The organism is Streptomyces sp. NPDC055189 (genome assembly GCF_053606765.1).
Genome location: NZ_JBSGSG010000052.1, coordinates 47999 through 67855 on the forward strand (window position 1 = coordinate 47999; position 19857 = coordinate 67855).

The following is a 19857-nucleotide window of genomic DNA, read 5'->3' on the forward strand; positions in this document are numbered from 1 at the left end:
CTACTCACCCTCCATCAAGAACCGTGCCGTGTCCGCGAGTTGGCGGTCGCGCCCGGCGCCGAGGAGCTGCGCGGGTGATGCGCCGAGCCAGGCGTTGGCGGACAGCCACCAGTCGGCGGCGCCCCAGGGGTCGCGGTCGGCGGCGAGCAGGGCGTTGACTTCGAGCACGACCAGCCAGGGCATCGCGTCCTCGGAGAACTGGAAGCGCGGAAGGCGTGGCAGACCGCCCGCGCCGGGCAGCCGGATCAGCTCGGGCGCGAAGGGGTTGCCGCCGTGCCGCAGTACGGTGTCGGCGTCCAGGGCGGGTGCGGCGAGCAGCCGTTCGCGGACCGGGCCGAGTACGGGGCCGACCATGCGGTGGCCGTCGATCAGCAGGACGGCGAGGTCCTCGACGCGGAACCCCTGATAGCCGAGGTCATCGCCGACCGCTTCCTCGATCCCGGCGTCCATGGTGAGCCGCGCCTCGCCCCCGGCACCGAACTCCTCCGGCAGCCGCTCCCGCAGCAGCCCCGCGGCCCGGTCGGCCGCTTCCCTGCGGGTGGCCTCGTCCGCCTCCCGGCCGCGCACGATGCCCAGAAGCGCGGCAAGGCGGTCACGCAACGGCTGATCGAGCCGCTCGGCAATGCGATCCCAGAACGCGGCGGCGGCCGCGAGCACGGCATACGGATTCATGCATCCCCCCAGGCGTCCCGGACCCCGCGGTCGGTGAAACCGGCGAGGAGTCGCTCGATGAGGCCGGCGCGCGCGGTCGGCGTCGCCTCCACCGCCCGCCACAACACCCCGAAACTCCCCAACAGCACCCCGAAGCCCCCCGACGATGAAAGGCCATCACGGCCCGTGCCGCGCACGGCGTACGGATTCATGCATCCCCCCAGGCGTCCCGGACCCCGCGGTCGGTTAGCCCCGCGAGGAGTCTCTCTATGAGGTCGGCGCGTGCGTGGCGGCGGACGATGAAGTGGATGTCCCAGTCGGCGCCGCGCGCCAACTCCGCTTCCACCGCCGCCCACAGCGCACCGAAGCTTTCCAGCGGCGGGAGCCCGCCGCGGCCCGCGCCGAGCAGCGGGAGGCAGATGGAGGTGAGGGGCGGGTCGCTCGCGCGGGACTCCTCGGCGAGCAGGGCGAAGGCGCGGGCCACACCCCGGGTCACGTCGGCGGGCTGCACGTCGTAGTCGTTGGTCTCGGGCCGGGGCACGGCCACCGCCACGTGGTAGATCCGCCGGACGCCCTGCCCCCCGAGGGCGCCCGCGGAGGTGGCGACGACCGTTCCCGGCAGGGCCGCCCGGCCCGGTGTTCCGTGCCGGGCGGCCCATCCCCGTAACTCGTCGTGGACATGGTCCTCGACGAGACCCCCCGCCGGGTCCTTGCGCGCGGCGGCCCTGCGCAGAGTCGCCGATACCGACGACTTGTACGCGGCGGGCAGCGCGAAGTACGTGTTGGACGGCGATACGACGACGTCCACGTCCCGCAGCAGATCCACCGAGTGGACGTGCACGGTGACGGTCACGGCCCTCCCGTGCAGGGCGAGCCGGAGTTCGCGGTGGGCGGCGGGCAGTCCGCCCGTCGTCCCGCCGCCGGCCCCCGGCGTCCGGACCGCGATGCCGACGACCTGCTCGGCTATCTGCCCGAGCACCATCAACTCGTGGTGCTTGCGGAACCGTTCGACGCTCACCCCGTACACCTGGGCGGCCCTCCGGCGCCGGTCGGCCGGCGGCCAGTCGCGGGTGCCCTGGGCGAGACCGAGGGTGTACTCGGCGGCGGTCTGGAGGCTGCCGCCGCCGATCGTGGCGACGGCGGCACGCAGCAGCCGCTCGACCGCACCGAAGGACAACTCGCCGTCGGCCACGGGCAGTTCTCCGGCGATGCGGATCAGCTCGGGCGTGTCCGTCTCACGCAGTCTGACGACACCGGCCCGCCGCACCTTCCTCACCTCCTCGAGTACCAATCCGTGATCGGGCATGTGAGGAGGCGGTGACATGGCGGCAAGGATCGCACCGGCGTCACAGCCATCACAAGCCCGTTCCGTTCTCCCCTCGCCTTCCATTGGACCGCTGCCGCCGGTCGCACTCGGGGCGTGCGCAGGGCGGAAACGGGGCGAGGGGCGCCCCCGGCCGTTGCGACCGGGAGCGCCCCTCGACGTAAGACGTACGAGAACGCGGCTACACGAACAGACTCACCACGGCCGCGACCGCGAAGCCCGCCAGGGACAGCACCGACTCCAGGACCGTCCACGTCTTGAGCGTGTCCCGCTCCGAGATGCCGAAGTACTTCGCCACCATCCAGAAGCCGCCGTCGTTCACGTGCGAGGCGAAGATCGAGCCCGCCGAGATCGCCATGATGACCAGGGCGATGAAGGCCTGGGAGTAGTCGCCCTCCGTGAGGAGCGGGGCGACGATACCCGCCGTCGTCACGATCGCGACCGTCGCCGAGCCCTGGGCCACGCGCAGGACGAGCGAGAGCAGGTAGGCGAGGACGATGATCGGCAGGCCCACGTCCTGGAAGGTGTCCGAGAGGGCGCCGGCCACGCCGCTCGCCTTGAGGACCGCGCCGAAGATGCCGCCCGCGCCGACCACGAGCAGGATGTTGCCGACCGGCTTCAGGGACGAGGTCGAGACCGTCTCCAGGGACTTGCGGGACCAGCCGCGCCGGATGCCGAGCAGGTAGTACGCCATCAGCAGGGCGATCGTCAGGGCGACGAAGGGGCTGCCGAAGAACTCGATGACCGAGCGCAGGGTGGAGGGGTCGAAGGCGATCGACGAGAAGGTCGCGAGGAGGATCAGGAACAGCGGCGTTCCGATGATCGCGAACACGATGCCCAGCGGCACCGGCTTCTCGCTCGGCTGCACACCGGCCGCACGCTGCTCGGCGACGACGGCGGCCTTCGCCTCGTCGGCGGCCTCGACCATGTCCTGCGGGACGGGCACGAAGATGCGCTTGCCGACCCAGGCGGAGAAGACCCAGGCGGCCAGGACGGCGGGAATGCCGCAGACCAGGCCCATCAGGATGACCCAGCCGAGGTCCACGTGGAGCAGACCGGCCGCGGCCACCGGGCCGGGGTGCGGGGGCAGGAAGGCGTGGGTCATCGACAGACCCGCGAGCAGCGGCAGGCAGTAGATGAGGATCGACTTGCCGCTGCGCTTGGCGGCGGCGTACACGATCGGCGCGAGGACGAAGATGCCGACGTCGAAGAAGACCGGGATACCGAAGATCAGGCCCGTCAGGCCCATCGCGAGGGGCGCCCGCTTCTCGCCGAAGAGCCCGAGGAGACGGGAGGCGAGGACCTCAGCGCCGCCCGACACTTCCAGGATCGCGCCGAGCATCGTGCCGAGGCCGATGATGATCGCGACATGGCCGAGGATGCCGCCCATGCCGGACTCGATGACGGAGACCGCGTCGGACTTCTGGACCGTGCCGAAGAGTTCGGTGACGGAGAGGCCGGCCGAGAGGCCGACGACTATGGAGACCGCGAGCAGCGCCACGAAGGGCTGCAGCCTGACCTTGATGATCAGGAAGAGCAGAAGCACGATGCCGAGCGCGGCGACGGTCAGGAGACCGGCGGTGCCGTCGATCAGGGTGAGGATTCCGCCCGTGTGGACTGGTTCCTCGGGGGCGGCGGCCGCGAGCGCGGCGAAGGGGGACGGGGACATCTTTGACCTCGTAAGTGCATGGGGCTTTCGGGGCAGGGGGGATCACGGCGCGGCGCCCGAAGGGGGGAGTTGGGCGCCGCGCCGTGACGACTTACGGCTTGCGGGGTACTGCTCGGAACGCCGGGCTGAGCCCGGCCGGGCGGATCAGCCCAGGACGGCGAGCGCGTCGATCTCGATGAGCAGGCCCTTGGGCAGGCCGACGTAGACGGTGGTGCGGGCCGAGGCGGGGGCCTTGAGGCCCTGCTCCTCGAAGTACGCGTTGTAGATCTCGTTCATCTCGGCGAAGTGGTCCACGTCCGTGAGGTAGACGCGCATCATCATCACGTCGTCCCAGGTCGCGCCGCCCTCTTCGAGGATCGCCTTGACGTTGGCGAAGGTCTGGAGGGTCTGCTCGCGCAGGGTCGGGCCCGCGGGGGTGGGGGCCTTGCCCTCCTCGGCGGGGAGGAAGCCGACCTGACCGGCGACCTGAAGGATGTTGCCCTTCTTGACGCCGTGGGAGAACTTCGCGGGCGGGGTCGTGTGGGTGGCCGGGGTGAGGCCGGTCTTCTCGGTGGTCATGACGTGCTCAGGCTTCCTTGAGGGGTGACTTGCCGGAGTACTCCCGGCTGATGGCGTCCGCCGTACGGCGCACCAGCGGGAGCAGCGTGAGGAGTTCGTCGGCGGTGACGACGACATTCGGCGCGGAGACCGACATGGCGGCGACGACCCGGCCGTCCGCACCGCGGATGGAGGCCCCGATGCAGTTGATGGACTCCTCGTGGCCACCGAGGTCGGTGGCCCAGCCCTGTTCGCGCACGGTGCCGAGTTCCTTGAGGAACGCGGCGGCGTTGGGCGTCGAACGGGACGTGTACGTGGGGTAGTCGAGCTTCTCCGCGATCGCGCGGCGCTCGGCCTCGGGAAGGTCGGAGAGCAGCAGCTTGGCGACGGCGGCGACCGTGATCGCCACCGGCTTCCCGATGCGCGAGTACATCCGCACCGGATAGCGGCTCTCGACCTTGTCGATGTAGAGGACTTCCTGCTCCTCGTAGACCGCGAGGTGGACCGTGTGGCCGCACTTCTCGTTGAGGGCGAGGAGGTGGGGGTGCGCGATCTCGCGTACGTCGAGGTTCTCGACGGCTTCCTGGGCGAGCGCGAAGAGGCGGGCGCCCAGGCGGTAGCGCTGGTCGGACTGGCGGTAGACCAGGCCGTGTTCGTGAAGCGTGCGCAGCAGTCGCAGGGCGGTGGACTTGTGCACTTCGAGGCGCTCGGCGACCTTGCCGAGGTCTGCGGGGCCTTCGGCGAGCAGCGGCAGGATGGACAGGGCTCGGTCGACGGTCTGACTCATGTACGTGCCTCCTCCTTGGCCTCAGTGTTCACGGGGGCGTTCTCGGGGGCGTTATCGAGGGCTCCGGCCGTCCAGCCCGGGCCGAGACGAAGTGTCCCCCAGGCTTCGGCGTCCAGTGCGGCGAGGCGGTCGGCGTCCTCCCGTGCGGGAGGCGTGGCGAGGTCGCCGGGGACGGTGAGCGCGGCGGCGGCCATGAGGTGGCCGTGGCGCAGCCGCTGGCCGGCGCTCAGTCCGCGCAGGGTGGCGGAGAGGAACCCGGCGGCGAAGGCGTCTCCGGCGCCGACGGGGGCGACGACGTCGACCTTGAGCGCGGCCCGGAAGACGGCGGACTCGCCTTCTCCGTCTTCTCCGGAGCCTCGCGTGAAGACGGTGGCACCGCCGCTGCCCTGCTTGACGACCAGGGTCGCGGGCTCGGGGAGCGCGGCGCGGATGGCGTCGGGGCCGCCGGTGATGCCCCAGGCGTCGGCGGCCTCGTCCTCGCCGACGAAGACGAGGTCGGCGCCGCGGGCCAGGTCGAGCAGGACGCGGGGTCCTTCGCCCTCGCCCGCCGTGCCGCTCCACAGACCGGGGCGGTAGTTCACGTCGAACGACACCAGGGGGCGGCCGGGGCGGGGTGCGGTCAGTTCGCGCAGGAGGGCGAGGCAGTCCGCGGAGAGGGCGGCCGTGATGCCGGAGAGGTGCAGGATGCGGGCGGCGGAGAGTGCCGCGTGGTCGACGCTCTCCGGGTCGGGGGACATCGCCGATGCGGCCGATCCCGCGCGGTAGTAGAGCACCTCGTGGGCGTCGGTGTCGCGGTCGTCGGCGGTGCGGAAGTAGATGCCGGTGGGGCGGTGCGGGTCGCGCCGTACGGCGCGGGTGTCGACTCCGTAGCGGGCGATCGCCTCGACGAGGTGGTCCCCGAAGCCGTCGGCGCCGACGCGGCTGACCCAGCGGGTGCGGTGTCCCGCGGCGGCGAGCGCGCAGGCGACATTCGACTCGGCGCCGCCGATTCCGCGATCGAAGGAGGGTACGTCGGCGAGGCGGCCCGCGCGGGAAGGCAGGAACGTGACCATGGACTCGCCGAGCGCGACGACGTCCACGTCTTCGTCCACTGCTGCCTGCGCCGTCTGCGCGGCCTCTGCCGTCACGATCTTCCTGCCCCTCAACCGACTGCCGAACCGACCGCCCGGATCCGTTGACCCGGCGTTGGCTCGGATGTTAGACAGCAGTAAGCGACATACGCAATGACCGTTGCACATTATGCAACGCACCTTTTCGAGGAGGCGCCATGGCCGCCGGCAACGCAGCCGACCGCTCCGCCGCAGCACGTCAGGCACAGGAGCTCGACCGGCTTGCGCAGGAGAGGGTCGACCACCGTTTCAAGGGTCTTCCGCCGGACGCGGAGGGCCTGACGGTCGGCGAGCTCGCGGCCCAGCGCCGGAACCTCTTCACCGGCGGCTTCACCACCCCCGTCCTCGCCCTCTCCGCCGAGCGCCTTGAGCACAACCTCGCGCTGATGGAGACGTACTCCGCGCGGCACGGCCTCGCCTTCGCGCCGCACGGCAAGACGTCCATGGCGCCGCAGCTCTTCGCGCGCCAGATGGAGCACGGCGCGTGGGGCATCACGCTGGCCGTGCCGCATCAGGTGCGGGTGGCGCGGGCCTTCGGGGTGGAGCGGATCTTCCTCGCCAATGAACTGGTGGACGCGGCGGCGCTGCGCTGGATCGCGGCCGAGCTGGACGCGGATCCGTCCTTCCGCTTCATCTGCTACGTCGACTCCGAGTCCGGTGTCGCCCTGATGGACGCCGCTCTGCGCGCGGCGGGCGCGACGCGTCCCGTCGACGTCGTGGTGGAGCTGGGCGCGGGCGAGGGTGCGCGTACGGGCGTGCGCACCGAGGCCGAGTGCGTGGAGATCGCCAACGCCGTCGCGGCGGCGGACACGCTGCGGCTCGTGGGCGTCGCCGGGTACGAGGGCGAGGTGCCGGACGCGACTCCCGAGCGGGTCGAGGCGTGGCTGCGCCGTCTGACGACCCTGCTCGTGGAGTTCGACAAGGCGAACCGGTTCGCGGATCTGGACGAGGTCGTCGTCAGTGCGGGTGGCAGCGCGTGGTTCGACGCGGTGGCGAACGTCTTCGCGGAGCTTCCCGATCTCTCCCTCCCGGTCCTCAAGCTGCTCCGCTCCGGGGCGTACGTCTCCCACGACGACGGTCACTACCGTCACCTGACGCCGTTCAACCGTGTCCCGGACGAGGGCACCCTGCATCCCGCCTTCCGGCTGTGGACGCAGGTGGTTTCCCGGCCGACGTCGGAGCAGGCGTTCACCAACGCGGGCAAGCGGGATGCGGCGTACGACATCGACCTGCCCGAGGCGCAGGTCGTCCACCGGGACGGCGTGGACCGGCCCGCGACGGGCGTCACGGTGACGGGCCTCTCCGACCAGCACGGGTGGGTCCGTACGACCCCCGAGGCGGATCTCGCCGTGGGCGACTGGGTGGGCCTCGGCCTTTCCCACCCCTGCACGTCCTTCGACAAGTGGCAGCTGATCCCCCTGGTCGAGGGCGACGGAACGGTCACGGATTACATCCGTACCTATTTCTGACCTCCGGTCGGGTGGGCGGCTTCCCTGAACCGCCGCTCCGCGACGGATGTCACCCGCCCACCCGCCCGATTACCCCGCATCACCGGGTGGACGAACAGGCCAAAACCGCCGCTCCGCGGCGGATGTCACCCACCCGCAGTCGCCGGCCGTGGCCCGCCCCCTCCGGGGCCACCCGCAGCCGACAACGAGACCCGCACGGGTGGTGCGGGTGGGAGACACAACCCGGCCGGAGGCCGGGTGCACCACCCACAAACGCGCAGCCAAGCGAAGAGAGAGGCACCCACCATGGACCTGGTGATCCGGGACGCACGCGTCATAGACGGCACCGGAGGTGCCTCCTACCGAGCCGACGTCGGCGCACACGAGGGCAGGATCACCACGATCCACCCGGAGGGGGACGCGGGCCCCCGTCCGACAGGGGCCCGCACAATCGACGCCCAAGGCCTAGCGCTAGCGCCCGGTTTCATCGACATGCACGCCCACAGCGACCTCGCCCTCCTCCGCGACCCGGACCACAGCGCGAAAGCCGCCCAGGGCGTAACCCTGGAGGTCATCGGCCAGGACGGACTCAGCTACGCCCCCGTAGACGACCGCACCCTCGCCCAGGTCCGCCAGGCCATCACCGGCTGGAACGGCGACGGCAGCGACATCGACTTCGACTGGCGCACCGTCGGCGAGTACCTGGACCGCCTGGACAGGCAGGGCACAGCCGTCAACGCGGCCTACCTCATCCCCCAGGGCACCGTCCGCATGTACGCCGTCGGCTGGGACGACCGCCCCGCCACCCCCGCCGAGGTCGAGCGCATGAAGCAGCTCGTCGCGGAGGGAATGGAGCAGGGCGCCGTCGGCATGTCCTCCGGACTGACCTACACCCCCGGCATGTACGCCGACGACTCCGAACTCACCGAGCTCTGCAAGGTGGTGGCGCAGTTCAACGGCTACTACTGCCCCCACCACCGCAGTTACGGAGCCGGCGCGCTCCAGGCGTACGAGGAGATGGTGAACCTCACGCGCACCGCGAACTGCCCCCTCCACCTCGCCCACGCCACCATGAACTTCGGCGTGAACAAGGGCAAGGCGCCCGACCTGCTCGCGCTCCTCGACACCGCGCTCGCGAGCGGCGCGGACATCACCCTGGACACGTACCCCTACACCCCGGGCTGCACGACCCTCGTCGCCATGCTGCCCAGCTGGGCCAGCGAAGGCGGGCCCGACTCGATCTTCGCCCGGCTCCAGGACGACGCGACCGCCGAGAAGATCCGCCACCACATGGAGGTCATCGGCGCCGACGGCTGCCACGGCGTACCGATCGAGTGGGACAGGATCGAGATCTCCGGCGTCTCCGTCCCCGGTCTCGAATCCTTCGTGGGCAAGACCGTCGCCGAGTCCGCCGCCGCGCGCGGCGAGGAGCCCTGGGTCACCGCCCGCCGACTCCTCATCGACGACAAGCTCGGCTCGACGATCCTCCAGCACGTCGGCCACGAGGACAACGTCCAGGCGATCATGCAGCACCCCGTGCACACCGGCGGCAGCGACGGCATCCTCCAGGGCTTCAAGCCGCACCCGCGCGCGTACGGCACGTTCCCCCAGTACCTCGGCCGCTACGTCCGCGAACTCGGCGTCCTCACCCTCGAAGAGTGCGTCGCCCACCTCACCGGCCGCCCGGCGGCCCGCCTGCGCCTGCCCGACCGGGGCATCGTCCGCGAGGGCTACCGCGCCGACCTGGTCCTCTTCGACCCGGAGACGGTCGCGGCGGGCTCCACCTTCGACGCCCCCCGCACACTCCCGACGGGCATCCCGCACGTCCTGATCGACGGCAAGTTCGTGATGGAGGACGGCCGCCGCACGGACATCCTCGCGGGCCGCTCCGTACGCCGAACCCCGTAGGTCCAGGGGCCTGTAGGTCCCACTAGGCCGCGTGACCTTCGAACCAGAGCGAACCAAGGTCGTGACCAGGGGTGAGGCGCACGTCCGAGTCGAGAGCGGCCGCAAGCACCCTGAGCAGCTCCAGCGTCGGGGCGGTCCCGCCCTCTTCGATGCACTCGATGTCGTCCTGCTCCATACCGGTGCGCTCGGCAAGCTGCACCGAACTCAACCCGAGTTCGGTGCGGCGGTCGTAGAGAGCCTTGCCGAAAGCCAGCGCCTCACGAATGGCAATCCGCTCCGGATCTTGCGTCTCGACGCCCGAGGGAGTCCAGCGGCTGTGCTGCCCGACCATCACGCCTTCCTCTCATACGTCGGAGACGCGGGATACGTCGCGCACGCCAGCGCCAGCTCGAACCACACCGTCTTGCCGATCCCGTACGGCCGCGGTTCCGCCCCCCACGCGTCGGCCAGCAGCTCCACCAGCGCCAAGCCCCGCCCCGACTCGTCGTCCGGGCCCGCCTCCCTCGGGCACGGCAGCGCATCACTCGCGTCCGCCACCTCCACCCGGAAGACGTTCCCGTCCATCACGCACCGCGCCCCGACCTCCCGCCCCACCGGAACCCGCCCGTGCCGTACGGCATTGGTCATCAGCTCACTGAGCAGCAGTACGGCGGTGTCCGCCACGTCGTCCGGGACCTTCCAGGCCCGGGCCTGCTCGGAGAGGAGCGAGCGCGCCCGGCCGACACTGCGCGCAGTACGCGGCAGCTGCCACTCGATCTCCCTCGGGAGGGGGGAAGTTGTGCGTTCCATGGCTCATACGCTGCCTGGCCGGGCATAGCCTTCTGGAGTATCGACGCGGGTACAGAACGTAACCGTACCCACCGTGCACCAGAGGGGCGGGCGCGATGACCGAGGTGAACTCCCAGCCGCCGATGGCCTGGCGTTACTGCGGCAATCAGGTCAAGCGGTGGCGGGAACAGGCGGGAATCACCCGCGAAGAGCTGTGCAAAGAGACCGGCTATCACTACGAGTACGTCAAGTCGATGGAAAACGGCCGCCGCAAGCCGACGCTTCGACTGCTCCAGGTCGCCGACGAGACGTGCGATGCGCATGGGCTGTTGCTGTCGGCGCAGGACTATCTGAAACCGGAGCCGTTTCCTGCGCGATCGCAGGAGTTCATGCAGGCGGAAGCCGAAGCCATCGCGATCCATTCGTACGAGCCCCTGCTGATCCCGGGCCTGCTGCAGACCGAGGAGTACGCGCGGGCGCTCATCAGTGAGAGCTGCCCGCCCCTTGACGACGAGACCGTCGAGGAGCGGGTGAACGCGCGACTGCGCAGACAGGAGGCGCTACGTGCGCGGCCGTCCGTGGTCTTCGGCTTCGTGGTGTACGAGGCTGCGTTGCGGACCATGGTTGGCGGCCGGGAGCCCATGCGGCGCCAGCTACAACGCGTACTGGAGGCTGGTGACTTGCGGAACGTATCCGTTCAGGTGCTGCCGATGGGACGGTGCAGCGGGCTTGCGCTCACGGGATCACTGGTGCTGCTGGAAACCCCTGATCACGAGCACTACGGGTACGTCGAAGGGCAGAAGACGAGCGCGCTCTACGCCGATCCCCCCAAGGTCAGTGAACTCACCCAGCGCCATGGCATGATCCGCATGCATGCCCTCAGCGTTGAGGAATCAGCGGATTTCATCAGGAAGATGGCGGAGGAGCTATGAGCAACCAGCTTGCCTGGTTCAAGTCCAGCTACAGCGACGACGAAGGCGGCAACTGCGTAGAGATAGCAACCCGCCCCCACACCATCCACATCCGCGACTCAAAGCTCGGCGAGGCAAGCCCCACCTTTACCGTCCAGGCCACTGCCTGGGCCCGCTTCACGGCCGAGCTCCGGGACTCGGGATCCGAGCGCCTTTTCTGAGGAATGGGCGGTGGGTTCAACCCACCCACCCTCCCAAGTGACCCGCTCGCCAGGGGAGATGACTTTTCGTGACCGGCTTGCCACACGCCGTTGCGAAGCTCTAGCGTTCGCATAACGAACGACCCCGGCCGGTGCTACCAACACCAAACCGGGGTCTGACCAACAAGATCCTCATCGGAGATCTCGTGGCTACAGAAAAGCCTATCCCTGCCCTGCCCGCCCCCGCGCACCCCATGGCCAAGCCCGGCTACGGCAAGCATTCCGTGCCCGGCCAAGCCCCGCGCCGCAAGGGCGACTTCGATCATCTCCCCGTGCGTGAGGCGTACCTCGCCGCGTACATCGACCGGCTGCCCGAAGGCACCGCGATCGACATCAAGACCCTCGCCAGGGAGCAGCCCCGCTACGGGCAGCAGGCCGTGCAGACCGCCCTCAACTCCCTTACCGCCGCCGGTCATTACCGGCGCGTGCGCGTACCGCTCGGGGACGCGCTGACCCAGTGGGTGTTCCGCACGTACTTCAGCCGCACCGCAAGGGACGCCGCCTGGTGGACGCGGTTCCTGAGCGGCGACGTACCGGCGACCGAGCCGACGACTCGGGAAACGCGTTCGGAGGCGTACGACACGCTCGCCCGGCTCGGAGCGGCCGACAACCGGCTGGCGCTCTCGGCGGCCGAGTGCGCCGCCCTCGAAGACCTCGCCGCCCAGTGGCTCGCGCGCGGGGCCACGCCGGAGGGGCTGGTCCGCGCCCTCACCGCCGGGTTGCCGGATCAGGTGCACTCCCCCGGCGCGTTCGCCCGCCGAAGACTGCGCGACAAGCTGCCGCCGCAGCTCGCGGCACGCGCGGCACGGCGTCAGGTACTCGTGGAGTGCACGGGCTGCGGCGTGCCGGGCCTGCCCGAAAAGCTGCCGGACGGGCTCTGCAAGGGCTGCCGGGAGCCAGGCGGCGGGGCGGGGCCGCAGCCCGCTCCCACCGCCGTTCTTCCACCTCACGAGGTGCGTCGTCGAGTGGCGGCACTCAGAGGCCGCAAAAGCTCCACAGCTTAGGGGTACAACCATTCGACTCCTCGGATTGTCTTTGGCACCGTCCAGGACTGCTCCAAGGAGAGAACCTTCATGCCCCTGCCCTACCGCACCGTTGCCGCCGCCGCGGCCGTCACCGCGCTGACCGGCGGTTTGTTCGTCGTTGGTCCGGTGGCGTCGGCAGCCGCCGCACCCGCCAAGCTCGCCGACGACTTCAACGGTGACGGGCACCGGGACATCGCGGTCGGCGCGCCGTACAAGACCGTCGGCGGGGCGGAGGCCGCGGGTTCCGTGGTCGTGGCTCTCGGGTCGGCCGGCGGTCTGACCACCGACAAGGTGACCCTCACCCAGAGTTCGGCAGGAGTACCGGGCACGCCGGAAGACGGTGACCATTTCGGCATCTCGATCGCGAGCGGCGACCTGGACGGTGACGGGTACGCGGACCTCGTCGTGGGCGCCGACGGCGAGGACGTGGGGGACTTCGAGGGCCAGGGCAGCGTCACCATCCTGTGGGGCGGCGTCAAGCCGTTCACCAGCAGCACCACGACCACCGTGGAGAACCCGGAGAAGTGGCAGTCGCACGGCTACGACGTCGCGGTGGGGGACTTCACCGGTGACAGCGGCGCGGACCTCGCGGTGATCGAGCCGAGCGCGGTCGTCGTCTACAAGGGCGGCCTCGCCCGGGAGATCAACCCGGTCCCCGCGTACACACTGTCCGGTTCAGGGCTCCTGTACTCGGAGGCCGCCGTGGGTGACGTCAACGGGGACGGCAAGGACGACCTGGCGGTGACCGGCGATGCCGGCACCGGACGGCCTGGCACCGAGATCTTCACGGGCCAGGAAGGCCGCCCCAACCGCATCCAGCGTGTGGACGACGGAGACACCGCCGTCGCCCTCGGTGACATCAACGGCGACGGCTTCGACGACATGGCCACGTCCCTGACCTGGCCCCAGTTCTTCTCCGTCGACGACCCCAGCAACGGCTCCGGCTATGTCACCGTCCGCCTCGGCAGCCGGACGGGCTTCGGCGACCCGGTGACCCTGCACCAGAACAGCACGGGTGTGCCCGGCGCCAACGAGGACGGCGACAACTGGGGAGCCTCGATCGCGATCGGTGACATCACCGGTGACGGCAAGGCCGAACTGGTCGTCGGCGCCAACGGCGAACAGCTCGGCGACCTGGACAACGCCGGTGACGTGACCGTGTTCCGCGGTTCCGCCTCCGGTGTCTCGCAGTCCGGGGTCGTGCGCGTTTCCCAGGACACCACCGGAGTTCCGGGCGCCGCCGAGGCGGGGGACCTCTTCGGCGCACAGGTCCGGATCGCCGACTACGACGGCAACGGCAAGGGCGACCTGGCGGTGACGGCCTCCTTCGAGAACGACCGCAGCGGTGGCCTGTGGACCCTGCCGGGCACGTCGTCCGGTCTCACCGGCTCCGGTTCCAAGTCCCTCAGCTCGGCCGAGTTCGGCCTCGCGAGCGGCTCGCGATTCGGCGAGAGCCTGCTCGACTAGGACTCAGCTCCACTGAGAACGGCCCCCGTTCCCGTCACTGACGGGAACGGGGGCCACATACGCCGGGCGGAGGGGCGAACCCGCTACCTCCCGGCAGCAGCCGCCGGACGCGGCAGCTTGCAGCCCTTGCGGCCGAGGTCGATCTTGCTGTCGTGGCCGACGCAGGGCACGATCCCGTACGTCTGCTGCGCGTAGTTGATGCCCTTGCGGACCGTCACCTTGCCGTTCCGGTCGACCTCGCACGGGTTGTCGAGGGTGCAGCGTTCGCCCGCCTCGTTACCGGTGTTGTTGACGGCGGTGACCTTGCCGGTCTTGTGGTCGATCACCGGTGAGCCGGAGGTGCCGCCGATGGTCTGGCACTCGGGGGTGTAGCGGACGGAGTCCTTCCAGGTCCACTCGCCTTCCTTGAGGCGGTACGCGAATCCGTCGATCTTGCAGGTGTACGTCTTCTTCCAGTACCCGGAGACGACCGTGATGGCCCGCTTCTTCACCGGGTGGGCGGCGTCGATCTCCAGCGCCTTGATGCCGTACTTCTTCTTGATGTCCGCGTAGCTGGTGGTGAGCTGGTAGAGCGAGATGTCGGTGTCGGTCATCGTCGCGTACGAGATCTTGCTCGCCGTCAGCGTCGCCTTCTCCGCGCCCTTGGCGTCGAGCAGCTTGAAGGTGCGGGTGGACGGCTGGTCGACGATGACTTCGCCCGCCGCCGGGAATCCGCTCTCCAGGCAGTGGCCGTTGGAGAGGACGAGCGCGGGGTCGTCCGGCTTCGACTGCGGCACGCGGACGACGGAGCCCGAACAGTTGCTGAGCGCGACGGTCCCGGCGAAGTCGACGCCCTTCGTCGCGGTCTCCCCCGCCGCGTGCGCCGACGGCGCGGAGCCGAACCCTACGAGGGTGAGGGCGAGTAATCCGCCCGCGAGAGCCTTGTTCATGTGTGGAGCCCCCCTTGCAGCTGTGCCCTGTGTGGTTGTCACGGGCATTCTTCGGGGGCCCGGGGAGGGGGACAAGGGGTGAGAACTCTTGACAATTCGGTGGGGCCGCCCGCGCGAGGCGGCCCCACCGTTGCCCGGAGCCTTACGGCTCGGCCCGAAGCCCTGCGGCCCGGGCCGAAGCCTTATGGCTTGGGCAGCTCGCAGCCCTCGCGGCTCAGGTCGATCTTGTTGCCGGGCGCCACGCACGGCACGATGCCGTACGTCTGCTGGGCGTAGTTGATGCCCTTGCGGACCGTCACCTTGCCGTTCTCGTCGACCTCGCACGGATTGTTGTCCGTGCACTCCTCGCCGCTCTCGTTGCCGGTGTTGTTGACGGCGACCACCTTGCCGGTCGCGTCATCGATCACCGGAGATCCCGAAGTACCGCCGATCGTCTGGCAGTCGGAGGTGTAGCGGACCGAGTCCTTCCAGGTCCAGTTCCCCTCCTTGAGGCGGTACGCGAAGCCGTCGACGCTGCACTTGTACATCTTCTTCCAGTAGCCGGAGGCGACGGTGATCGCCTTGCCCTGCTCCGGGCGCGCCGCGTTCAGCTCAAGGGCCTTGATGCCGAACTTGCTCTCGATCTCGCTGTAAGTGCTGGTCAGTTCGTAGAGCGAGAGGTCGGTGTCCGTCATGGTGCCGTAGGCGATCTTGCTGGCCTTGACCGTTCCCGCGTTGCCGCCGCTTGAGTTCAGGAGCGTGAAGCTGCGCGACGACGGCTTGTCGATCACGACCTCGCCGGGCGCCGGGAAGCCGGCCTCCAGGCAGTGGCCGTTGGACATCACGAGCGCCTTGTCGCCGGGCTGCGAGTCCGGTACGCGCACGACGGAGCCGGAACAGTTGCTCAGCGCAACGGTTCCCGCGAAGTCAACGGCCTTCGCCTTGGCGGGCCTTTCGTCGCTGACGGCCGTCGCGGGCATCGCCGTGGCTCCGAGGAGCAGGGCGGAGAAGCACGCGACGACGAGAGGCTTGTTCATGTGGGGGGTCCCCTCTGTTGGCTATGTGACCGAAGTTGCTTCGGTTTTGTCATGCGCATTGTTGAGGTAGTCGGCCGCGAGAACAAGACCGCATACGGACACAACTGACCGCTCACAGGACACTCGAATGCCACGCACGACACGGCGCACGACACCGCGTACGGCACCGCCCCGTCCCCGACGTGGCGCAAAACACGAGGCGGGTCTCCTTACGCGGCCGTAAGCTCGCGGACATGCAGGTCATCCAGTCGACGAAGCTCGCCAACGTCTGTTACGAGATCCGGGGCCCGGTGCTCGAGGAGGCGATGCGGCTGGAAGCGGCGGGCCATCGCATCCTGAAGCTGAACACCGGGAATCCGGCAGCCTTCGGCTTCGAGTGCCCGCCCGAGATCCTGGAGGACATCCTCCGCAACGTCGGCGACGCGCACGGCTACGGCGACGCGAAGGGACTGCTCGCCGCCCGCCGCGCGGTGGTCATGCACAACCAGACCCTGGGCATCGAGACCGACGTCGAGCACGTCTTCATCGGCAACGGCGTGTCCGAGCTCATCGTCATGGCCATGCAGGGCCTGCTCGACGACGGCGACGAGGTCCTCGTACCGGCGCCGGACTATCCGCTGTGGACGGCCGCCGTCTCGCTCTCCGGCGGCACGGCCGTGCACTACCGCTGCGACGAGCAGGCGGACTGGATGCCGGACCTCGCCGACATCGAGCGCAAGGTCACCGACCGCACCAAGGCGCTCGTGATCATCAACCCGAACAACCCGACCGGCGCCGTATACAGCGAGGACATGCTGCGCGGCCTGACCGACATCGCGCGCCGCCACAATCTCCTGGTCTGCTCGGACGAGATCTACGACAAGATCCTCTACGACGACGCGGTCCACACCCCCACCGCCGCCATCGCCCCCGACCTGCTCACCCTCACCTTCAACGGCATGTCGAAGGCGTACCGGGTGGCCGGTTACCGCGTGGGCTGGGTGTCCATCTCGGGCCCGAAGGCGCACGCGTCCTCGTACATCGAGGGCTTGACGATCCTCGCGAACATGCGCCTGTGCGCGAACATGCCGGGCCAGCACGGCGTGGTCGCCGCGCTCAGCGGGCGGCAGACCATCAACGACCTCGTGCTTCCGGGCGGCCGGCTCGTGGAGCAGCGCGACACCGCGTACGACCTGCTGACGCAGATCCCGGGCGTGAGCTGCGTGAAGCCCAAGGGGTCGCTGTACCTCTTCCCCCGGCTCGACCCGAAGGTCTTCAAGATCAAGGACGACCGCCAGATGGTGCTCGACCTGCTCCGGGCTGAGAAGATCATGGTCGTCCACGGCACCGGCTTCAACTGGCCGGAACCCGATCACTTCCGGGTCGTCACCCTGCCCACGGCGACGGATCTGGCCGAGGCCGTCACCCGCATCGGCAACTTCCTGGACGGCTACAGCCAGCACTGATCACGCACACACGACCCGAATCAACTTTAGACAGAATCTAATGTAGGATGGCTTTCAAGCTACCCGCCAGGAGGCCATCCCATGTACGAGCCGATCCGCACCAAGTCGGTCCACGCCATGGCCGACCCCGGCGACTTCCCGCACCGCTCCCGCGAGGAGGAGCTGGACATCCAGCTCGCCGCGCACCTGGCGGCTCTGCTCGCCGTCACGGACGAGCTGCGCGCCCTCGCGCCCTCCGCCGACCTGGACGAAGCGGCCGAGGAGCTGTCGTCCGAGGTGGCCCGGCTGCGCGGCGGTCTGACGCCCGTCCGCTCGGCTGTCGTGACCGCCATCCACGAACCGCACCTCAACGCCCTGCACCAGCGCGCCCACGCCCTCGCGGGCCGCGCCCTGGTGGTGGCGGCGTCCCGCGCCGACACCGCGGCGGCGATTCTCGCTGCGCGGCGCATGGACGCGCATGAGGGCGCTGCCCGGCTTGTGGGCGCCCTCTGAGTTGCCGCTGGCCCCGCGTGCGCGACTGCGGGTGATTCGTGGCTTGTCGCGCAGTTCCCCGCGCCCCTTCGGGGCGCGGCCATGAACGGCCCCGGCCCGGACGCCTAGAGGCGTCCGGGCCGGGTGCCATCTACTCGGCTAGCCGGTCACCCGCACCGTCGCCTCGGCCGACGATCCGCCGTGCAGGGCGTCGCCCTCGTAGCTCACCGCGTAGACCGTCTTGCCCTTCTTGTTCGGCAGGTCCCTGATCCGGAACGTGCCGTCCGCCGCCACCGACGCCGACGTCAGCTCGCCCGTCGTGCCGAGCCGGTCGGTCCGCGTCACCTTCAGGGCGATCCCGGACGGCAGCGCACGCCCCTGTCCGGTCAGCTTCCCTGTGATGTCGACGCCGCCCGCGCGGGTCGCCTCGGCGGGGGCCGTCAGCTCGATCGCCGTCGCCGCCTTCGCCACGTCGACCGTGAGCGTGACGTCCTCGGCGGGGCGGTGTGTGACGTCACCCAGGAACCGCAGCGTGTACGTCGCCTCGCCGAGCCGGTCCGGCACGTCCAGGACGGTGAAGCTGCCGTCGGCGGCGACCTTGGCGGACGCCACCTCCGTCGTGCCGTCCGCGTCCTTGCGGACCGCCTCGACCTTCACCGCCTCCGCGGGCGCGGGCCCGTCCAGCTCCAGCTTGCCCCGGATGCCGAGCGGCTCACCGACCACGGGCTTCGACGGCGTGGTGCTCAGGGTGCCGGTGAAGCGCGAGTCGTACTGGGCGGCCGGGGGCTGGATGATGTGCAGCCAGTACTCGTTGGCGTACGCGTTGGTCGTGACGGCGAACAGCCGCCGGCCGTCCTTCGACCAGTCGAGGCCGCGCGGCACGACACGGTTGCCGTCGAGCGTGCCCTCGAAGGCGAACTCGAACGGCGTCGTGCCGTCCGCCGGATCGGCGGGCTGCACGAGGAGGTCGGCGGTGCTCCCGGAGGCGGCGGCGCCGCGCGCCACGTACTTTCCGTCACCGCTGAACGCCACCGCGGAGGACTTGGCCCCCTCGGGCAGCGCCTGGTACGGCGTGCCGGCGTCCGAGAGGTCCCCCGCGTTCAGCAGCCTTGTGCCGTACGCGGCGTCCGCGACCGCGACCCGCTTGCCGTCGGCGCTGACCGCCAGATCCTTCAGTTGCAGCGCGCCGTTGCCCTCGCTGTCGGCGAAGCGGCGCACGGCGTCGCGTACGGGGTTGTCGCCCTCGGTGTTGAAGGAGGCCAGGAACGGGTTGGCATCCCCGGGGCCGGACTCCTGCCCCATGAAGAACCGGTTGGCGCCCGCGGGAGCGGCTTCCAGGTTCAGCCTGCCCTTGGCGTTCCAGCCCGTCCGGGAGAGGGTGCCGCCGACGAGGCTGTCCAGGTCGCTCTGCGCCGCAGGACACTCGGAGATGTAGGTGCTGGACTGCGAGGTCCACCACACCTTGCTCCCCGTGACGGCGACCTCCCTGCCGCACGTCTCTTCGTAGGCGTTGGTGGCGGCGGTCAGCTTGAACGTCGTGGTGTCGTACGCCGCGACCCGGTTGCGCTCACCGGCGTACAGCGTGGAGCTGTCCTCGCTGAGCGCCAGGCCCGACACGCGGTTGGTCGTGGTCCAGGAGGTGAGCTTGTGCCCCTGGAAGTCGTAGACCGCGATGAAGCCCGGGTTGGTGTAGCTGCCCCGGTAGTTGTCCGAGACGAAGACCCGCTCGTGCGCCGAGTCCACGGCGATCGCCGAGTACGAGGAGATCGGCAGCTTCACGACCTCGTCCGACGCGGTGGCGGCGTACGCGGCAGGCGTGCCGACCGCTACCAGGCCCGCCGAGCCGATCACCACCGCGAGCGCGGCGCCCGTCACACGTCTTAACCGCTGAGACTTCTTCAACTGTGCCCCCCACAGGCTCATTTGAGGGCCCGTGACGATCAGCAGGCCCCCGTGCGGGGTCATTGAAACATGTGAGAGGAGTGTGAAGGCAAGGTGTTTGAGATGCGCGCGTGTCACACGGCCGGGCGCCCCCCCCCCCGGTTTGGGGGGGCCCGCCCAAAACGGACCCGCAGAGGTAAGACGCGACGCTGGACCACGGCGCGGGTATCGTACCCCACCACCGGGGGCGG

The 19857-nt window shown here is 69.9% G+C and carries 20 protein-coding genes; 8 read left to right on the plus strand and 12 right to left on the minus strand.

From position 1 onward, the window contains the following. From ACWFR3_RS29775 to ACWFR3_RS29805, 7 genes are all read right to left on the minus strand, one after another. Nucleotides 1-672 (minus strand): hypothetical protein, encoded by a 672-nt coding sequence (locus tag ACWFR3_RS29775; RefSeq protein ID WP_453737745.1) that lies wholly within the window; start codon nt 670-672, stop codon nt 1-3. Further along, nucleotides 669-863, minus strand: a complete 195-nt coding sequence (locus tag ACWFR3_RS29780) for a hypothetical protein (protein WP_453737746.1) — start codon at nt 861-863, stop codon at nt 669-671. The genes ACWFR3_RS29775 and ACWFR3_RS29780 overlap by 4 nt, the downstream gene beginning before the upstream one ends. After that, on the minus strand, nt 860-1957 hold the full coding sequence (locus tag ACWFR3_RS29785) for a hypothetical protein (RefSeq protein ID WP_453737747.1): 1098 nt from the start codon (nt 1955-1957) through the stop codon (nt 860-862). The genes ACWFR3_RS29780 and ACWFR3_RS29785 overlap by 4 nt, the downstream gene beginning before the upstream one ends. 199 nt (nt 1958-2156) lie before the next feature. Next, nucleotides 2157-3644, minus strand: a complete 1488-nt coding sequence (locus ACWFR3_RS29790; RefSeq protein WP_453737748.1) for a GntP family permease — start codon at nt 3642-3644, stop codon at nt 2157-2159. A gap of 144 nt (nt 3645-3788) precedes the next feature. Then, entirely contained in the window at nt 3789-4202 is a 414-nt protein-coding gene (locus ACWFR3_RS29795) for a RidA family protein (protein ID WP_453737749.1), read from the minus strand. Between the two features lie 7 nt (nt 4203-4209). Then, complete coding sequence (locus ACWFR3_RS29800; RefSeq protein ID WP_453737750.1) at nt 4210-4968, minus strand: IclR family transcriptional regulator; 759 nt, start codon at nt 4966-4968, stop codon at nt 4210-4212. Continuing rightward, on the minus strand, nt 4965-6095 hold the full coding sequence (locus ACWFR3_RS29805) for a sugar kinase (RefSeq protein ID WP_453737751.1): 1131 nt from the start codon (nt 6093-6095) through the stop codon (nt 4965-4967). The genes ACWFR3_RS29800 and ACWFR3_RS29805 overlap by 4 nt, the downstream gene beginning before the upstream one ends. Nucleotides 6096-6235: 140 nt before the next feature. Here ACWFR3_RS29805 and ACWFR3_RS29810 point away from each other — a divergent pair, with 140 nt between their 5' ends. Both ACWFR3_RS29810 and ACWFR3_RS29815 read left to right on the plus strand, forming a co-directional pair. Next, nucleotides 6236-7546 (plus strand): amino acid deaminase, encoded by a 1311-nt coding sequence (locus ACWFR3_RS29810; protein ID WP_453737752.1) that lies wholly within the window; start codon nt 6236-6238, stop codon nt 7544-7546. 285 nt (nt 7547-7831) lie between these two features. Then, complete coding sequence (locus ACWFR3_RS29815; protein ID WP_453737753.1) at nt 7832-9433, plus strand: N-acyl-D-amino-acid deacylase family protein; 1602 nt, start codon at nt 7832-7834, stop codon at nt 9431-9433. A 22-nt stretch (nt 9434-9455) separates the two neighbouring features. On the opposite strand, the gene ACWFR3_RS29820 is transcribed toward ACWFR3_RS29815, so the two are convergent. Both ACWFR3_RS29820 and ACWFR3_RS29825 read right to left on the minus strand, forming a co-directional pair. Continuing rightward, the gene (locus ACWFR3_RS29820) at nt 9456-9764 is read right to left on the minus strand and encodes a helix-turn-helix domain-containing protein (RefSeq protein WP_453737754.1); all 309 of its coding nucleotides are present in this window, start codon (nt 9762-9764) and stop codon (nt 9456-9458) included. Continuing rightward, on the minus strand, nt 9764-10222 hold the full coding sequence (locus ACWFR3_RS29825; RefSeq protein ID WP_453737755.1) for an ATP-binding protein: 459 nt from the start codon (nt 10220-10222) through the stop codon (nt 9764-9766). The genes ACWFR3_RS29820 and ACWFR3_RS29825 overlap by 1 nt, the downstream gene beginning before the upstream one ends. Before the next feature lie 95 nt (nt 10223-10317). On the opposite strand from ACWFR3_RS29825, the gene ACWFR3_RS29830 reads away from it, so the two are divergent. The 4 genes from ACWFR3_RS29830 to ACWFR3_RS29845 all read left to right on the plus strand — a co-directional run bounded on the left by ACWFR3_RS29830 (nt 10318) and on the right by ACWFR3_RS29845 (nt 13864). Next, nucleotides 10318-11133: a helix-turn-helix domain-containing protein gene (locus tag ACWFR3_RS29830; RefSeq protein WP_453737756.1), complete on the plus strand. Its 816-nt coding sequence runs from the start codon at nt 10318-10320 to the stop codon at nt 11131-11133. Beyond that, nucleotides 11130-11333 carry a DUF397 domain-containing protein gene (locus ACWFR3_RS29835; protein WP_453737757.1) on the plus strand — a complete coding sequence of 68 codons (204 nt, stop codon included), beginning with the start codon at nt 11130-11132 and terminating at the stop codon, nt 11331-11333. Before ACWFR3_RS29830 ends, ACWFR3_RS29835 begins: the two co-directional genes overlap by 4 nt. Before the next feature lie 185 nt (nt 11334-11518). Further along, the gene (locus tag ACWFR3_RS29840; RefSeq protein WP_453737758.1) at nt 11519-12376 is read left to right on the plus strand and encodes a hypothetical protein; all 858 of its coding nucleotides are present in this window, start codon (nt 11519-11521) and stop codon (nt 12374-12376) included. A 69-nt stretch (nt 12377-12445) separates the two neighbouring features. After that, the gene (locus ACWFR3_RS29845; RefSeq protein WP_453737759.1) at nt 12446-13864 is read left to right on the plus strand and encodes an FG-GAP-like repeat-containing protein; all 1419 of its coding nucleotides are present in this window, start codon (nt 12446-12448) and stop codon (nt 13862-13864) included. Nucleotides 13865-13947: 83 nt separating this feature from the next. Here the strand turns inward: ACWFR3_RS29845 and ACWFR3_RS29850 are convergent, their stop codons facing one another. Together ACWFR3_RS29850 and ACWFR3_RS29855 are read right to left on the minus strand one after the other, a co-directional pair. Next, nucleotides 13948-14793 (minus strand): trypsin-like peptidase domain-containing protein, encoded by an 846-nt coding sequence (locus ACWFR3_RS29850; protein ID WP_453737760.1) that lies wholly within the window; start codon nt 14791-14793, stop codon nt 13948-13950. Between the two features lie 182 nt (nt 14794-14975). After that, entirely contained in the window at nt 14976-15809 is an 834-nt protein-coding gene (locus tag ACWFR3_RS29855) for a S1 family peptidase (protein WP_453737761.1), read from the minus strand. A gap of 233 nt (nt 15810-16042) precedes the next feature. On the opposite strand from ACWFR3_RS29855, the gene ACWFR3_RS29860 reads away from it, so the two are divergent. Both ACWFR3_RS29860 and ACWFR3_RS29865 read left to right on the plus strand, forming a co-directional pair. Beyond that, complete coding sequence (locus ACWFR3_RS29860; RefSeq protein ID WP_453737762.1) at nt 16043-17254, plus strand: pyridoxal phosphate-dependent aminotransferase; 1212 nt, start codon at nt 16043-16045, stop codon at nt 17252-17254. A gap of 81 nt (nt 17255-17335) precedes the next feature. After that, nucleotides 17336-17746, plus strand: coding sequence for an SCO4983 family protein (locus tag ACWFR3_RS29865; protein WP_453737763.1), 411 nt, complete (start codon nt 17336-17338; stop codon nt 17744-17746). Between the two features lie 138 nt (nt 17747-17884). On the opposite strand, the gene ACWFR3_RS29870 is transcribed toward ACWFR3_RS29865, so the two are convergent. Further along, nucleotides 17885-19690 (minus strand): Ig-like domain repeat protein, encoded by a 1806-nt coding sequence (locus tag ACWFR3_RS29870; RefSeq protein WP_453737764.1) that lies wholly within the window; start codon nt 19688-19690, stop codon nt 17885-17887. Between the last annotated feature and the right edge of the window lie 167 nt (nt 19691-19857).

Coding starts and splice junctions, on each gene's coding strand:
- ACWFR3_RS29830 (WP_453737756.1), top strand. CDS start 10,318: ATGACCGAGGTGAACTCCCAGCCGCCGATGGCCTGGCGTTACTGCGGC.
- ACWFR3_RS29850 (WP_453737760.1), bottom strand. CDS start 14,793: ATGAACAAGGCTCTCGCGGGCGGATTACTCGCCCTCACCCTCGTAGGG.
- ACWFR3_RS29835 (WP_453737757.1), top strand. CDS start 11,130: ATGAGCAACCAGCTTGCCTGGTTCAAGTCCAGCTACAGCGACGACGAA.
- ACWFR3_RS29810 (WP_453737752.1), top strand. CDS start 6,236: ATGGCCGCCGGCAACGCAGCCGACCGCTCCGCCGCAGCACGTCAGGCA.
- ACWFR3_RS29870 (WP_453737764.1), bottom strand. CDS start 19,690: ATGACCCCGCACGGGGGCCTGCTGATCGTCACGGGCCCTCAAATGAGC.
- ACWFR3_RS29790 (WP_453737748.1), bottom strand. CDS start 3,644: ATGTCCCCGTCCCCCTTCGCCGCGCTCGCGGCCGCCGCCCCCGAGGAA.
- ACWFR3_RS29865 (WP_453737763.1), top strand. CDS start 17,336: ATGTACGAGCCGATCCGCACCAAGTCGGTCCACGCCATGGCCGACCCC.
- ACWFR3_RS29795 (WP_453737749.1), bottom strand. CDS start 4,202: ATGACCACCGAGAAGACCGGCCTCACCCCGGCCACCCACACGACCCCG.
- ACWFR3_RS29825 (WP_453737755.1), bottom strand. CDS start 10,222: ATGGAACGCACAACTTCCCCCCTCCCGAGGGAGATCGAGTGGCAGCTG.
- ACWFR3_RS29845 (WP_453737759.1), top strand. CDS start 12,446: ATGCCCCTGCCCTACCGCACCGTTGCCGCCGCCGCGGCCGTCACCGCG.
- ACWFR3_RS29780 (WP_453737746.1), bottom strand. CDS start 863: ATGAATCCGTACGCCGTGCGCGGCACGGGCCGTGATGGCCTTTCATCG.
- ACWFR3_RS29785 (WP_453737747.1), bottom strand. CDS start 1,957: ATGCCCGATCACGGATTGGTACTCGAGGAGGTGAGGAAGGTGCGGCGG.
- ACWFR3_RS29775 (WP_453737745.1), bottom strand. CDS start 672: ATGAATCCGTATGCCGTGCTCGCGGCCGCCGCCGCGTTCTGGGATCGC.
- ACWFR3_RS29860 (WP_453737762.1), top strand. CDS start 16,043: ATGCAGGTCATCCAGTCGACGAAGCTCGCCAACGTCTGTTACGAGATC.
- ACWFR3_RS29820 (WP_453737754.1), bottom strand. CDS start 9,764: ATGGTCGGGCAGCACAGCCGCTGGACTCCCTCGGGCGTCGAGACGCAA.
- ACWFR3_RS29800 (WP_453737750.1), bottom strand. CDS start 4,968: ATGAGTCAGACCGTCGACCGAGCCCTGTCCATCCTGCCGCTGCTCGCC.
- ACWFR3_RS29815 (WP_453737753.1), top strand. CDS start 7,832: ATGGACCTGGTGATCCGGGACGCACGCGTCATAGACGGCACCGGAGGT.
- ACWFR3_RS29855 (WP_453737761.1), bottom strand. CDS start 15,809: ATGAACAAGCCTCTCGTCGTCGCGTGCTTCTCCGCCCTGCTCCTCGGA.